The sequence below is a fragment of the Alloalcanivorax venustensis ISO4 genome, from assembly GCF_015356855.1.
GTDB classification, from domain to species: domain Bacteria; phylum Pseudomonadota; class Gammaproteobacteria; order Pseudomonadales; family Alcanivoracaceae; genus Alloalcanivorax; species Alloalcanivorax venustensis.
On the sequence record NZ_ARXR01000022.1, the window covers coordinates 37,222 to 51,171 of the forward strand.

The 13,950-nt window shown below is 65.0% G+C and carries 13 protein-coding genes; 5 read left to right on the forward strand and 8 right to left on the reverse strand.

Annotation, left to right across the window (positions count from 1 at the left end; all coding sequences use genetic code 11):
• Positions 1 to 96: 96 nt before the first annotated feature.
• The 7 genes from ISO4_RS12240 to ettA all read right to left on the reverse strand — a co-directional run bounded on the left by ISO4_RS12240 (position 97) and on the right by ettA (position 7,630).
• Positions 97 to 912: a DUF547 domain-containing protein gene (locus tag ISO4_RS12240; protein ID WP_194856407.1), complete on the reverse strand. Its 816-nt coding sequence runs from the start codon at positions 910 to 912 to the stop codon at positions 97 to 99.
• Positions 913 to 931: 19 nt separating this feature from the next.
• Positions 932 to 3,076, reverse strand: coding sequence for an FAD-dependent oxidoreductase (locus ISO4_RS12245; RefSeq protein WP_194856408.1), 2,145 nt, complete (start codon positions 3,074 to 3,076; stop codon positions 932 to 934).
• 185 nt (positions 3,077 to 3,261) lie between these two features.
• Positions 3,262 to 4,308 carry a methyltransferase domain-containing protein gene (locus tag ISO4_RS12250; protein ID WP_194856409.1) on the reverse strand — a complete coding sequence of 349 codons (1,047 nt, stop codon included), beginning with the start codon at positions 4,306 to 4,308 and terminating at the stop codon, positions 3,262 to 3,264.
• A 66-nt stretch (positions 4,309 to 4,374) separates the two neighbouring features.
• Positions 4,375 to 5,064: an HvfX family Cu-binding RiPP maturation protein gene (locus ISO4_RS12255; protein WP_194856410.1), complete on the reverse strand. Its 690-nt coding sequence runs from the start codon at positions 5,062 to 5,064 to the stop codon at positions 4,375 to 4,377.
• Positions 5,065 to 5,097: 33 nt separating this feature from the next.
• Positions 5,098 to 5,331: an anti-sigma factor family protein gene (locus ISO4_RS12260; RefSeq protein ID WP_142947409.1), complete on the reverse strand. Its 234-nt coding sequence runs from the start codon at positions 5,329 to 5,331 to the stop codon at positions 5,098 to 5,100.
• The gene (locus ISO4_RS12265) at positions 5,325 to 5,942 is read right to left on the reverse strand and encodes an RNA polymerase sigma factor (RefSeq protein WP_194856411.1); all 618 of its coding nucleotides are present in this window, start codon (positions 5,940 to 5,942) and stop codon (positions 5,325 to 5,327) included. Before ISO4_RS12265 ends, ISO4_RS12260 begins: the two co-directional genes overlap by 7 nt.
• A 20-nt stretch (positions 5,943 to 5,962) precedes the next feature.
• Positions 5,963 to 7,630, reverse strand: coding sequence for an energy-dependent translational throttle protein EttA (ettA, locus tag ISO4_RS12270; protein WP_194856412.1), 1,668 nt, complete (start codon positions 7,628 to 7,630; stop codon positions 5,963 to 5,965).
• A gap of 231 nt (positions 7,631 to 7,861) precedes the next feature.
• Between ettA and ISO4_RS12275 the strand changes: the two genes are divergently transcribed.
• Complete coding sequence (locus ISO4_RS12275) at positions 7,862 to 9,505, forward strand: methyl-accepting chemotaxis protein (protein WP_194856413.1); 1,644 nt, start codon at positions 7,862 to 7,864, stop codon at positions 9,503 to 9,505.
• Between the two features lie 15 nt (positions 9,506 to 9,520).
• On the opposite strand, the gene ISO4_RS12280 is transcribed toward ISO4_RS12275, so the two are convergent.
• A complete protein-coding gene (locus ISO4_RS12280; protein ID WP_194856414.1) occupies positions 9,521 to 10,642 on the reverse strand; it encodes a LuxR C-terminal-related transcriptional regulator in 1,122 nt (373 codons plus the stop codon).
• Positions 10,643 to 10,862: 220 nt separating this feature from the next.
• On the opposite strand from ISO4_RS12280, the gene glyA reads away from it, so the two are divergent.
• The 4 genes from glyA to ribD form a co-directional block, all read left to right on the forward strand.
• Positions 10,863 to 12,119, forward strand: coding sequence for a serine hydroxymethyltransferase (gene glyA, locus ISO4_RS12285; RefSeq protein ID WP_142947404.1), 1,257 nt, complete (start codon positions 10,863 to 10,865; stop codon positions 12,117 to 12,119).
• A 60-nt stretch (positions 12,120 to 12,179) separates the two neighbouring features.
• Positions 12,180 to 12,536, forward strand: a complete 357-nt coding sequence (locus ISO4_RS12290) for a four helix bundle protein (protein ID WP_194856415.1) — start codon at positions 12,180 to 12,182, stop codon at positions 12,534 to 12,536.
• A 62-nt stretch (positions 12,537 to 12,598) separates the two neighbouring features.
• Entirely contained in the window at positions 12,599 to 13,093 is a 495-nt protein-coding gene (gene nrdR / locus ISO4_RS12295) for a transcriptional regulator NrdR (protein ID WP_067608907.1), read from the forward strand.
• A partial coding sequence (ribD, locus tag ISO4_RS12300; RefSeq protein WP_194856416.1) for a bifunctional diaminohydroxyphosphoribosylaminopyrimidine deaminase/5-amino-6-(5-phosphoribosylamino)uracil reductase RibD occupies positions 13,090 to 13,950 on the forward strand: 861 nt, incomplete at its 3' end. The genes nrdR and ribD, both read left to right, overlap by 4 nt.

Sequence of the window (13,950 nt, forward strand, 5' to 3'; positions counted from 1 at the left end):
GAAAAAGTGTCAGATTTGTAAGGCGGAGGGGAACTTATAGTTAATGCGAATTATTGTCAATATCGTTTCAGTTGCCGGGCCGGGCCCGGCAAGGTTTCAGGGATTGTTGCTCGCGGTATTCAGCGACCAGTCGTAGTCCAGAAAGCGGACCGGCAGATCGCCGGCTTCCAGATTCCGGCGGGCTTCCGCCGGCAGCGCCAGAGCATCGGCGTATTGCAGCAGGTAATCGCCGAGGCCGCCGGCGCTGTCCTCGAAGTCCTCTTGGTACCAGTCGAAAATGGACGACACCCTCAACACCCCGGCCTCCGCGTCATAGCGGTTACGGCGCCGGTCGGAAAGAAAGCGCCGGGTGCTGTCGGCGAGCTGCGCGTCCAGCCGCTCGCCGGTGTAGGCTTCCGGGCGCAGGGCCGGGCACCCCACCGAGGCGCAGTTCACCGCGAAGTGAATGCGCGGGTCCATCAGTGCCGGGTTGCCGCGGATCATCTGGTGCTCCAGCTCGTCCAGGGTGCGCTCTTCGCCCAGCAGGGTGAAAAAGCGCTGGCTCCAGGGGCCGGAAAAAATCGAACCGATGTCGCGGATCGAATCCGGCCGGCTGTCCTGCTTGAGAATCAGCTTCACGGTGAAGGCGTTGTAGGCGTTGATCAGGAACGCCAGCTTCTGGTCGTTGCTGAAACCCTTGAAGGTGGCCTGATCCACGGCGCTGAGACGCGCCAGATAGTCGTCCAGGGCGGCCTGGTCCGCGGCCATGCCGTCATAGTCCACGGCGCTGGCGACCCCGTCCCGGTGCTCGCTGACATGCGCCTGAAGCAGGTCGTCCCACGGCTGATGGTCGAACGCCAGCGCCGGTGTCGCCAGCACCGCCATGACGGCGATCAGCGCGCCCAGGGCGGCGCGCAACGTGAGTTTCAGCATGATCTCACCTCCTGTCGATTCAGCGTTGCCAGGCGTGGAAGCGCTCTACCCAGCGCAGCAAGCCCTCCGGTTTGTGCGCCTTCTTCCACTCGCCGGCGGCGAATTTATTGGCCTCCGCCATGGTCGGGTAAATATGGATGGTGCCGAGGATCTTGTTCAGACCCAGCCCATGCTTCATGGCCAGCACGTATTCGCTGATCAGGTCGGAGGCGGACTCGCCGACGATGGTGACGCCCAGGATGGTGTCCTTGCCCGGCGGCGTGAGCACTTTGACGAAGCCGTGGTCGGTGCTGTCGGCAATGGCCCGGTCCAGGTCGTCGATGCCGTAGCGGGTCACTTCCACCTCGATGCCCTGTTCGCGGGCCTCGTCTTCGCTCAGGCCCACGCGGGCCACCTCCGGATCGGTGAAGGTGGCCCAAGGGATCACCCGGTAGTCCACCTGGAACTTCTTGAAGCGGCCGAACAGGGCATTCACCGAGGCGTACCAGGCCTGGTGGGCGGCCACATGGGTGAACTGGTAAGGCCCGGCCACGTCGCCGCAGGCGAAAATATTGGGGAAGCGGGTGCGCAGGAAGCCGTCCACCGCCACGGTGCCGTTTTTCTCGGTGGCGATGTTCATGGCCTCCAGGCCCAGGCCGTCGATGTTGGCGCGGCGGCCCACGGCCACCAGCACCGCGTCGAACGGCAGGCGCTTCTCGCCGTCGTCCGCTTGCACGTACAGCACCTTTTCGCCGTCCTCCACCGCGAAACGCGCCGCCTTATGGTTGGTGAGCACGGTGACGCCGCTGTCGCGCAGGGACGCGGTCACCAGGGCGGCGGCGTCTTCGTCCTCGCGGGGCATCAGGCGCGGCAGCATCTCCACCTGGGTCACCTCGCTGCCCAGGCGCGCGAAGCTTTGCGCCAGCTCACAGCCGATCGGCCCGCCGCCCAGCACGATCAGCCGGCGGGGCTGCTCCGTCAGGGTCCACAGGTTTTCGGAGGTGAGAATGTCGATCTGGTCGATACCGGGGATCGGCGGCACGAACGGCCGCGCGCCGGAGGCGATAATAATATTGCGGGTGGTCAGGGTGCGCTCGCCCTCGGCGGTGTCCACGGTGACTTCCCAGGGCGAGGTGATGCGCGCGCTGCCCTGCACGCAATCCACGCCCAGCTCGGTGTAACGCTCCACCGAATCGTGGGGCTCGATCTTGCCGATCACCTTATGGATGCGCGCCATGACGTCGGCGAAATCGAAACGCGGCGTGATGCTGGTGAAGCCGTAGCGCTGCGGCTTTTGCTCCAGGTGTGCCAGCCGCGCGCTCTTGATCAGTGCCTTGGATGGCACGCAGCCGGTGTTCAGACAATCGCCGCCCATCTCGCCTTTCTCGATCAGCGTGACACTGGCTTTCACCGTGGCGGCGATATAGGCGCTCACCAGCCCGGCGGAGCCGGCGCCGATCACCACCAGATTGCGGTCGAAGTGCTTCGGCTTCCGGTAACCCCGGTACACTTTGCGCGCCTGCAGAAACGCCATCACCGCCTTGGCCAGCCAGGGGAACAGCCCCAGCAGCACGAAGGCGCCGATCAGATCCACCGACAGCAAGCCGGACAGGCTGTCCAGCTCGCCCAATTGAGTGCCCGCGTTCACATACACCGCCGTACCCGCCAGCATCCCCGCCTGGCTGACCCAGTAAAACGTCCAAGTCTTCAGCGGCGTCAGCCCCATCACCAGATTGATCACGAAAAACGGAAACGCCGGAATCAAACGCAACGTAAACAGATAAAAGGCGCCGTCCTTCGCCACGCCCGCGTTGATCTTCTTCAGCCGCTCACCGAAGCGGCTCTGCACCGCGTCCTTGAACAAAAACCGCGACGCCAGAAAGGCCAGGGTCGCGCCCACACTGGACGCGAACGACACCAGCACCAACGCCACCCAGAACCCGAACAGCGCGCCCGCCGCCAGCGTCATGATCGCTGCTCCCGGCAAACTCAACGCCGTCACCGCCACATACAACAAAAAGAACCCGCCCAGCACCAGCACCGGCTGCTCCGCGGCCAGCGACTGAAACGCCCCGCGCTGCGCCTTCAAATAATCCAGGCTCAGATACTGCCCCAGATCAAACACAAAATAAGACGCCACCAGCGCCGCGATCACAATCAAAAGAGCCAGCTTCTTAACGTTCATCAAATCCTTCCTTGCGTATGCGGCGGCTGCTTACCCGGAACCTTTCGGCCGACTCCGGCGCGGTGTGTGTTGGTGACGTCCAGAATCGTATGATCGCAGGGATGCGCGAATCGAGCCCCCAGGGACGGGTTCACGGCGTGTTCTGGACGTCACCAACACACACCGCGGCCCGTCTGGAGAGAAAGTCAGCAACAACTGCTACCAACGGCAGCATCCGAAGAACCATCCTCAAAGGGCATATTCAACCCACACCCCTCAAAAATCCCAAAGTGCGAATCAAAGTTACCAATAAACTCGAAATGCTCCGCGAACCGGCTCTCCGCCAACATTAACCAGGTATTCCCGCACACCGGGAACACCTTGCCGGTCTCAATCACATGATGATCGTCCAGCACGAATGAATGAGGATGATGGTCCACCGTGCCCTTATAGATCACCGCCTGCCCGTAGTCCTCGCAGGCCGGCTCCAGCGCATCAATATTGAACAGCCGGTAGGTGGCCGAGTAGAAGCGGATGTTCCCCAGCTTCGCCTCAATGGCCGGGTTCTCGATGGTCAGCCGGCGCGACTCCACCAACCGCGGATCGCCGAACCCGCACCCCTTGGCCAGGTTGAGGAAGTCGTTCCAGTACAAGGCCCCGGACAGGCATTCCCCGTAGAGCACCGGGTCGGCGGTCAGCGCCGCCGGCACCCGCCGGTCGGCGTACACGTCGGAGAAGTAGAACTCGCCGCCGGGCTTGAGCAGCCGTTTCACATCGCCGATCACCTTGGCCTTGTCGGTGCTCAGGTTGATCACGCAGTTGGACACCACGATATCGAAGTAGCCGTCCTGCAGATCAAGCCGGTCCAGCTCTTCGATATAGCCTTTCAGGAAACGCACATTGCTGCGCGCGTGGCCGAATTCCCGGCGGTGGTACTCCTGATGGCGTGTCGCCACGGCGAGCTGCTCGTCGGTCATGTCCACGCCGACCACCTCACCGCTGTCCCCCACCAGGGCCGAGAGCACGTAGACGTCCCGGCCGGAGCCACAGCCCAGGTCCAGAATGCGCATGCCCTCCAACGCCGCCGGCGCCACCAGGCCGCAGCCGTAGTAACGGGTTACCACCTCGTCATGCAGGCGCGCCAGCAACGGCTTCAGGTGCTCCGGCGGCGCCTGATCGCAGCAGGCGTTGGTCTGCAGATCGTCGCTGCCGGTAAGTTGCTTGCCGTAGTAATCCTGAACCTCTTCACGCATGGTTGAGCCTCTTCAAGTGACACCCGCTCCAGGGAGTATGCTTTAGATGGGAGGGTCGCATCGCGGTCATTTACCCTCCGTGAAGGCCGGGTCACGGGGGCTTTGACGACGCCGGGCGGCCCGCGCGATCCAGTGGTCGACGCCCACATAGCGCCCGGCACCCTGGAAAAACAGCACCAGCAGCATGACCAGGTAGGTCACACCAAACTCAATGCCGTTGTTGAGCACCACGTAACCGCCTTTGGCGGTGAGCCAGTCGTACTGGCCATGCTCGCGCAGTAGCGCTCTGGCTTTGCTGAGACGCTCGCCGACCTGGGCGCTGTTTTCCAGGCTGGCCTGAGCCGCCGGCAGGCCCAGTTCCGCCAGTGGCCGCGCGGTGCTGGTGGCCGGGTCGGAGGGTGCGATCGCGAACCAGCCGTTGCCCCAATGTACGGTGAAGATCGCCACCAGCATGGTGATCATCAGCGGCACGCTGACCCAGCGGGTGGCGAACCCGATCAATAGAAAAATGCCGCCCACCAGCTCGGTGACCGTGGCCAGTAAGGCCAGCAACCAGGGGAAGGGCAGGCCCAGGCCCCAGTCGGCGTTACCGAACCAGGCGACGGTGGAATCGAACGCCAAGGCTTTATTGAGTCCCGCGCTGAAGAACACCGGCGCCAGATAAAGACGCAATGCCAGCGGTGCCAGAAAGTCCAGATGGCGGCTGTGATCAAGCAGTGCCTGTACCTTTTCGCCGCTGTTGATGAGTACGGACATGATGTTCCCCCGTGTCGCGCCCAGGGGCGGCGATCACTCTGATTGGCGGTCCACGATCCGCTCGACCAGCGCCTCGGTGTGTGTGTCCGAAAGCGGGGCCGGCGACCTGCGCAGTGTCCGCACCAGAGCCTGCAACTGACGCAGGTAGCGTCGGCAGTGGCGGCAAATCATCAGGTGGGCCCGTAACGCCAAATGCTCGCCAAACGGCAATCGTTCGCCGTCTACCAGGGCGTCGGCGCGTTGTTCAACGTGCTTGCATTTCAGCATTCGCCGGTCTCCTGGAAGCGGTCCACCATTTGGAACAGTCGGGCGCGGGCCCGGTGCAACAGTACGCGAACGTTGGATGCACTGACGTCCATGATGTTACAGATGTCGTCGAAATCCAGGCCCTGGATGTCCCGCAGCTGCAGCGCCAGGCGCTGGTTGTCCGGCATCGCCGTGATGTGGCTTTCCAGGCAGTGTTGCAGCTCGTCGCGGGTGAGCAGGGCGTCCGGGCCGCTCAGGGCCCAGGCCCGGGGCGGCTCCTGCCAGTGCCCGTTGGCGTTGAAACGATGCGCCAGGGCGTCGGTGGCGCCTTCTTCGGTGGGATCGAACTGAACTTCACGGCCGCCCTTGCGCAGCTGCATGCGCGCCTGATTGATGACGATGCGGGTCAGCCAGGTGAGCAGGGCACTGCGGCCCTCGAATTTGGGTAGCGCCCGGTGGGCGGCGATCCAGCCGTCCTGCACCGCCTCTTCCGCGTCCGCCGGTTGCAGCAGGGTGCGCGCGGCGCCCAGCAGGCGCGGGTGGTAGTGCTTGACCACCAGGGCGAACGCGGCCCGGTCACCCGCCCGCAGGCGTTCGATGAACTCGGGGGTTTCCAAATCCGCATTCGCCATGGGCTTTCCGCCGCTCTGGGTTAGACCTCGATGCGCTTGTACTTCATGCGCTTGGGTTGCAAGGCCTCGTCACCGAGCTGCTTGCGGCGGTATTCCTCGAACTCGGTGTAGGAGCCCTCGAACCACTCCACCTGGGCGTCGCCTTCGAACGCCAGGATGTGCGTGGCCACCCGGTCCAGGAACCAGCGGTCGTGGGAAATCACGATGGCGCAGCCGGGGAACGTCAGCAGCGCTTCTTCCAGCGCCCGCAGGGTTTCCACGTCCAGGTCGTTGGTGGGCTCATCGAGCAGCAGCACGTTGGCGCCCTGCTTAAGCAGCTTGGCCAGGTGCAGGCGGTTGCGCTCCCCCCCGGACAGGTCGCCGACCCGCTTCTGCTGGTCGCCGCCCTTGAAGTTGAAGCGGCCCAGGTAGGCGCGGCTGGGCACCTCGTAGTTGCCGATGCGCAGAATGTCGTTGCCGTCGGACACTTCTTCCCAGACGGTCTTGTTGGCGTCCAGGTCTTCGCGGCTCTGGTCCACGTAGGCCAGGTCCACGGTGTCGCCCACCTCGATGTCGCCGGAGTCCGGCGTTTCCTCGCCGGCGAACATGCGGAACAGGGTGGTCTTACCCGCGCCGTTGGGGCCGATGATGCCGACAATGGCGCCGCGCGGCACCGAGAAGCTCAGGTCTTCATAGAGCAGCTTGCCGTCGAACTGTTTGGAGACACCGTTGATCTCGAACACCTTCTCGCCGAGGCGCTCGCCTGGCGGAATGTACAGTTCCTGGGTCTCGTTGCGCTTCTGGAAGTCCTGGCTGGCCAGTTCCTCGAAGGCGCTCACCCGGGCCTTGTTCTTGGCGCGGCGGCCCTTGGGGTTCTGGCGCACCCATTCCAGCTCTTTCTCCACCGTCTTGCGGTGGGCGCTTTCCTTCTTCTCTTCCTGCTCCAGGCGCTGTTCCTTCTGTTCCAGCCAGGAGGAGTAGTTGCCCTTCCACGGGATGCCGTGGCCCCGGTCCAGTTCCAGGATCCACTCGCAAGAGTTGTCCAGGAAGTAGCGGTCGTGGGTCACCGCCACCACGGTGCCGGAGAACTCGTGCAGGAAGCGCTCCAGCCAGGCCACCGACTCGGCGTCCAGGTGGTTGGTGGGCTCATCCAGCAGCAGCATGTCCGGGGCGCTCATCAGCAGGCGGCACAGCGCCACCCGGCGGCGCTCACCACCGGACAGGGTCTCCACGGAGGCGTCCCAGGGCGGCAGACGCAGGGCGTCGGCGGCGATATCCAGGCGGCGCTCGATATTGTGCGCGTCGGTGGCCTCGATGATGCCTTCCAGCTTCGCCTGCTCCTCGGCCAGCTTCTCGAAGTCCGCGTCTTCCTCGGCGTAGGCGGCGTACACCTCTTCCAGGCGTTCCTGGGCGTTGCGGATCTCGGAGAGGGACTCCTCGACGATCTCGCGCACGTTCTTGTCCGGGTCCAGCTCCGGTTCCTGGGGCAGGTAACCGATGTTGATACCCGGCTGCGGGCGCGCCTCGCCCAGGTAGTCCTTGTCGATGCCGGCCATGATGCGCAGCAGCGTGGATTTACCGGAGCCGTTGAGGCCCAGCACGCCGATCTTGGCGCCCGGGAAGAAGGACAGGGAGATGTCCTTGAGGATCTGTTTCTTAGGCGGGACAACCTTGCCCACCTTATCCATGGTGAAAATGTATTGGGCCATAAAAAGAGATATGCCTGAAAACGTAAGAAAAGCCCGTATGACGGGGCACGGGCGGGTTGGCGCCTAAACTAACCGAACCCGGCCCGGGATGAAAGGGTGCCCTGTGGCCCGGGCCGCCGGTACCGCGCCCGACCGGGCTCAAGTTCGCGCACGCCTTGCCGATATCAGCCACGGAACATGATTTTACTTTTGGGCCCGAGTCGCCCGTTCGCGCTGAGCAGGAGTTGTGCTGTGTTCGCTAAATTCAACCGCATCAATATCAAATACGGCGCCGCCTTCATTGGCGTGGCCCTGGCTTTGCTGGTGGTGGTGACCGCCAACGCCATGCTGGTCAACTCGGTGAAGGATCGCCTGGAAGAGGTCACCTCGACCCTCAACAGAGCCATCTCCCTGGTGCTCAACGCGGACCGCGATCTCTATCAGGCGCGCATGGCTGAAATGGCCTACCTGCGTGGTATTCCCGGTACGCCCGAAGCCGAGACGCAGATCGCCACCTATGAGGAAAACGCCGCCCAGGCCCAGGAGCGCATCCAGCAGGTGGCCGGTCTGATGGCCAACTACGGCGATGTGTCCGACAGCGTTAACACCTTCAACGGGCTGTATGAGCGCTGGCGCGAAGAGTCGGCGCGTTCGATCCAAATGTACAAGGACGAAGACATCGGCGGCGCCATGGAGCAGATCGACGGGGCGTCCCGGGAGAGCTTCGAACAACTGCGCGGCTTCTACGACGCCACCGGGCAGTCCGTGGACGAGCGCGTCCAGGAGCTGGAGGCCACCACCCTGGCGCAGATCAACCGCCAGCAAACCCTGGTCATCGGTTTTGCCGTCCTGGTGGGTCTCGTGGCGATCGCTATTGCCCTGATCGGCCCGCACCTGATGTCCAAGGCGATCCGCCAGGTGAGCGCTCGGATCCGCGAGATCACCGACGGCGACGGCGACCTCACCGCCCGCATCCAGAGCCACCGCAAGGACGAAATCGGCGAGCTGGCCGAGCAGTTCAACCGCTTTATCGAGCGCATCGACACCACCCTGCAATCCGTGCGCACCAGCACCCTGAGCGTCAACACCGCCTCCGACGAGATCGCCAAGGGCAGCCAGGAGCTGGCCTCGCGCACCGAGCAGTCCGCCGCCAACCTGCAGCAGACCTCCGCCTCCATGGAGGAGATCACCACCACCGTGCGCAACACCTCCGACGCCGCCCGTCAGGCCGACGAACTGGTGCAGTCCACCGTGCAGGTGGCCCGGCGCGGCCAGGACGCCATGCGCGAGGTGGAAACCACCATGGGCGAGATCAGCGCCTCCTCGGAGAAGATCAACGAAATCATCACCCTGATCGACGGCATCGCCTTCCAGACCAACATCCTGGCCCTGAACGCCTCCGTGGAAGCGGCCCGCGCCGGCGAGCACGGCCGCGGCTTCGCCGTGGTGGCCCAGGAAGTGCGCACCCTGGCGGGCCGCTCCGGCGACGCCTCCCGGGAAATCCGCGAGCTGGTGGACCGCTCCGTGACCAGCACCCAGACCGGCGCCGGCCTGGTCAAGAACGCCGGCCGCACCATGGAAGACATCGTCGCCAGCATCGACAAGGTCACCCGCGTGATCAGCGAGATCAGCACCGGCGCCCAGGAACAGAGCCAGGGCATCGGCCAGGTCAACACCGCCGTCGCCGAGCTGGACACCATGACCCAGCACAACGCCTCCATGGTGGAAGAAACCAGCTCCGCCGCCGAGGAGATGCGCCACCAGGCCGAGCAGCTGGCGGCCCTGATCGCCAGCTTCCGCCTCAGCGGCCAGACCGATGACGACGGCGGCGAGCGGGTGCCGGTGCTGCGTGCCGTCGCCGCCGACCGGTACGACCCGGAAGGCCGCGCCGCCTGACCGGCGTGCCCCTTTTCAGAGCCGCCGGTTCAAACCGCTGTTGAGCAGCAGGCGCACCACGTCCTGCTGCTTGCTGACGCCCAGCTTGCCGAAAATGCTCTTTAACTGGCTGCGCACGGTTTCCCTGGAGACCTGATGCCGTTCGGCGATCTGTTCCACCGACAGCCCGTTGACCAGGGCGCTGGCGACCCCGCTTTCCGCCCGGGTGAAATGGAACAAGGCGGCCAGGTCCTCTTCGCAGGCATCGAACGGGTGGCCCGGGTCGGACACGTACAGGACGATCTCACCCTCGCCGTAGACACCGGACAGGGACTCAGGGGCGTCCTCTCGCAGCGTCGCCAGGACGATCAGCGGGTGCGGCCGGTCCGGATGGTTCAGGCCCACCGCCTGCTGCCTGGCCTTGCCCTGCCGCAGGCCGGCCACCGCAGCCCACAACTCCGCCGCGTCGCTTGGATACCAGGTGCGAAGCCTGGCGCCATCCATCAGCAGCCCGGCGTGCCGCGACAGCAGGCGCTCGGCGGCGGCGTTGTGGTAGGTCACCTGGTCCTGCCCGTTCAGCACCACCACGCCATGCATCAGCTCGGACAACACCGACTGCAGTGAGGCGGCCCGGTGTGTCGCCTGCTGCAAGGCCTTGTCGATGCGCAGCGCACGCTGAAAGTGCGGGGCCAGCACGTCCAGCAACTGCAGCTCCCGGTCGCCGAACGGCTCGGCCTTGAAGGACCGGTGCACACCGATACCGGCATGCCATTCCTTGTCGTTGAACAGACTGATGGCGGCGACATAGCCCAGATCGTTGGGCTTCATGATCAGACGGTAGTAAAGCGGGTTCTCCGCCACCTGCTCGTCGTGCCGCACCACCAGGGCTGCCTCCGCCACCGGGCGCGCGGCCTGAATACGGTAGACCGGATCATGCCTGGAGAGGCCGAGCCGGTAGGTCGCTTCAGCGAACCGGGGCAGCCCGTGGTTGGCCAGCAGATAACGTTTGCCCGAGGCGTGATCTTCCACGTGGATGCCGCCGGACTTGGCGCCCAGCAGCCGGCAGAGGCGGTCGAGGACCGTGCCCCAGTGGCCGGGCCGGTACGACGCCTCGTAAATGTCCCCAATGAACGACAGCAACCCTTCTTCGGCGGCCAAAAGGTACCCCGCGAACCCAAACCCCGTTATTCCTTAAGGGAATAGCAAAAGTCGTTTAGGGCGTCAAATATGTGAATGGCATCACGCCCGCCCGGCGGCGGGCGGCGCCTGCTCCGTGAGCGTGGCTCCTGCCGGAATGAGTGCAACTCAAGTGCCAACCGGGCCCCTTTTTGGTTAGAATACGCGCCCCTGATCCCGCAATCCGACCCACAGGTAGCCCATGTTCTCTAAATCCATGTCCATCGCCGAGTTCGACCCGGAAATCCAGGCCGCCATCGACGCCGAGCGCGAGCGCCAGGAGCAGCACATCGAGCTGATCGCCTCCGAGAACTACGCCTCGCCCCGGGCCATGGAAGCCCAGGGCTCCGTACTCACCAACAAGTACGCCGAGGGCTACCCGGGCAAGCGCTACTACGGCGGCTGCGAAAACGTGGACGTGGTCGAGAACCTGGCCATCGAACGCGCCTGCCAGCTGTTCGGCGCCGACTGGGCCAACGTCCAGCCCCACGCCGGCTCCCAGGCCAACGCGGCGGTCTACATGGCGGTGCTCAAGCCCGGCGACACCGTGCTCGGCATGAGCCTGGACGCAGGCGGTCACCTGACCCACGGTGCCAAGCCGAACTTCTCCGGCAAGATGTACAACGCCATCCAGTACGGCCTGGACAACGACACCGGCCTGATCGACTACGACCAGGTGGAAAAGCTGGCCCGCGAGCACAAGCCGAAGATGATCGTGGCCGGCTTCTCCGCCTACTCCCAGATCGTCGATTGGCAGCGCTTCCGTGACATCGCCGACGAAGTGGGCGCCATTCTGCTGGTGGACATGGCCCACGTGGCCGGCCTGGTCGCCGCCGGCGTCTACCCCAGCCCGGTGGGCATCGCCGACATCACCACCACCACCACCCACAAGACCCTGGGCGGCCCGCGCGGTGGCCTGATCCTGGGCAAGGCCAACGAAGACCTGCAGAAGAAGATCAACTCCGCCGTCTTCCCCGGCGGCCAGGGCGGCCCGCTGGAACACGTCATCGCCGCCAAGGCGATCTGCTTCAAGGAAGCCATGGACCCGGCCTTCAAGACCTACCAGCAGCAGGTGGTGAAGAACGCCAAGGCGATGGCCAAGGTGTTCATCGACCGTGGCTTCGACGTGGTCTCCAACGGCACCGAAAACCACCTGTTCCTGCTCAGCCTGGTCAAGCAGGACATCACCGGCAAGGACGCGGACGCCGCCCTCGGCCGCGCCCACATCACCGTCAACAAGAACGCCGTGCCCAACGACCCGCGCTCGCCGTTCGTCACCTCCGGCCTGCGCATCGGCTCCCCGGCCATCACCCGCCGCGGCTTCAACGAAGCCGACGCCACCGAACTGGCCGGCTGGATCTGCGACATCCTCGACAACATGGGCGACGAATCCGTGATCGACGCGGTGCGCGGCAAGGTCGGTGAGATCTGTAAGCGCCTGCCCGTTTACGAGCGATAGGTGATGAGTTAATAGTTAACAGGGAACAGTTAATAGCGAAACCAAACCGAGGCGTCAGGGATGACGGGAAGGTTCGTAGCGCGGGAGAAATCCCGCGCTTTTGCGTTGCGGGTGGTGAAAAGCTGCCAATACCTGCAGAGTGAGAAGCAGGAATACGTCTTAAGCAAGCAGTTGCTGCGCAGCGGCACCGCAATCGGAGCGCTGGTGCGTGAGGCCGAGTACGCGGAAAGCCGCGCGGATTTCGTGCACAAGATGCATGTCGCCCTGAAAGAAGCCAATGAAACGGACTACTGGATAGATTTGTTGTCCGCCTCGGGTTACTTCCATCCGGATTCCGGGAAGTCTTTGCAGGCGGACTGCCGGCAACTCCTGAGAATATTGATCGCCATTATCAAAACCACCAAAAGTCGGCGATAATGCCCCCGTGTTTTCGCTATTCACTGTTCACTATTAATTCTTAACTGTTAACTGGTCCTCTCATGTTTTGTCCGTTTTGTGCTGCTCAGGACACCAAGGTGATCGACTCGCGTCTGGTCGCGGACGGCGGGCAGGTGCGCCGGCGCCGGGAATGCCTGAGCTGTAACGAGCGGTTTACCACCTTCGAGACCGCCGAGCTGGTGATGCCCCGGGTGATCAAGTCCGACGGCACCCGCGAGCCGTTCAACGAGCAGAAGCTGCGCGCCGGCATGCTGCGGGCGCTGGAGAAGCGGCCGGTGAGCGTGGAGGACCTGGAAGCGGCGATCAGCCGGCTCTGCCACCGTCTGCGCGCCACCGGCGAGCGGGAGGTGCCGGCCCGGCAGGTGGGCGGCTTCGTGATGGAGGCGCTGCAGCAGCTGGATGACGTGGCCTATGTGCGCTTCGCCTCGGTCTACCGCAGCTTCCAGGACATTTCCGAATTCGCCGCCGAGGTGGACCGTCTGCGCGGCCGCGCCGGCGGCGGCGAACCGCAAGACGACGATACCCCGCAGCAATGAGCGCCGGGCGGTTCAGCGACTTCGACCATGAGTGCATGGCCCGGGCCCTGGAACTGGCCCGGCGTGCGCTCTACACCACCGACCCGAACCCGCGCGTCGGCTGCGTGCTGGCCCATGACAGCCTGATCATCGCCGAGGGCTTCCACGCCCGGGCCGGCGACCCCCACGCGGAGCGCAACGCGCTGGCCACCGCCGGCGAGCACGCCCGCGGCGCCACCGCCTACGTCACCCTGGAACCCTGCTCCCACACCGGCCGTACCGGCCCCTGCGCGGACGCCCTGATTGAGGCCGGCGTGGCACGCGTGGTCGCCGCCATGGAAGACCCCAACCCCCAGGTGGCCGGCAGCGGCCTGCAGCGGCTCCGCGACGCCGGCATCCAGGTGGACACCGGTCTTCAGGAAGCGGACGCCCGCGCGCTGAACCCGGGCTTCGTGCTGCGCATGAGCCAGGGGCGGCCGCTGATCCGCATCAAGGCCGCCGCCAGCCTGGACGGCCGCACCGCCATGGCCAGCGGTGAGTCCCAGTGGATCACAGGCCCCGAGGCCCGCGAGGACGTGCAGCGCCTGCGCGCGCGCAGCAGCGCCATCGTCACCGGCATCGGCACGGTGCTGGCGGACCGGCCTTCCTACACCGTGCGTCCCGAACAATGGCGGCATGGCGAGTACGCCGACGGCCCGGTCCGCGCGCCGCTGCGGGTGATCCTCGACCCGGCCCTGCGCACCCCGGTGGACAGCCCGGTGGTCACCGCCGACGGCGCCTGTCTGATCGCCCACGCCGACGACCCGGACGCCGCCCCGGACGACCGCCGCCGGGCGCTGGAACACGCCGGCGCCGAGCTGCTGGCGCTGCCCCGCGCC

Bases quoted from the DNA above. Each gene is read 5' to 3' on its own strand.
- ISO4_RS12240 (WP_194856407.1), bottom strand. From the start codon at position 912: ATGCTGAAACTCACGTTGCGCGCCGCCCTGGGCGCGCTGATCGCCGTC.
- ISO4_RS12245 (WP_194856408.1), bottom strand. From the start codon at position 3,076: ATGAACGTTAAGAAGCTGGCTCTTTTGATTGTGATCGCGGCGCTGGTG.
- ISO4_RS12250 (WP_194856409.1), bottom strand. From the start codon at position 4,308: ATGCGTGAAGAGGTTCAGGATTACTACGGCAAGCAACTTACCGGCAGC.
- ISO4_RS12255 (WP_194856410.1), bottom strand. From the start codon at position 5,064: ATGTCCGTACTCATCAACAGCGGCGAAAAGGTACAGGCACTGCTTGAT.
- ISO4_RS12260 (WP_142947409.1), bottom strand. From the start codon at position 5,331: ATGCTGAAATGCAAGCACGTTGAACAACGCGCCGACGCCCTGGTAGAC.
- ISO4_RS12265 (WP_194856411.1), bottom strand. From the start codon at position 5,942: ATGGCGAATGCGGATTTGGAAACCCCCGAGTTCATCGAACGCCTGCGG.
- ettA (WP_194856412.1), bottom strand. From the start codon at position 7,630: ATGGCCCAATACATTTTCACCATGGATAAGGTGGGCAAGGTTGTCCCG.
- glyA (WP_142947404.1), top strand. From the start codon at position 10,863: ATGTTCTCTAAATCCATGTCCATCGCCGAGTTCGACCCGGAAATCCAG.
- ISO4_RS12290 (WP_194856415.1), top strand. From the start codon at position 12,180: ATGACGGGAAGGTTCGTAGCGCGGGAGAAATCCCGCGCTTTTGCGTTG.
- nrdR (WP_067608907.1), top strand. From the start codon at position 12,599: ATGTTTTGTCCGTTTTGTGCTGCTCAGGACACCAAGGTGATCGACTCG.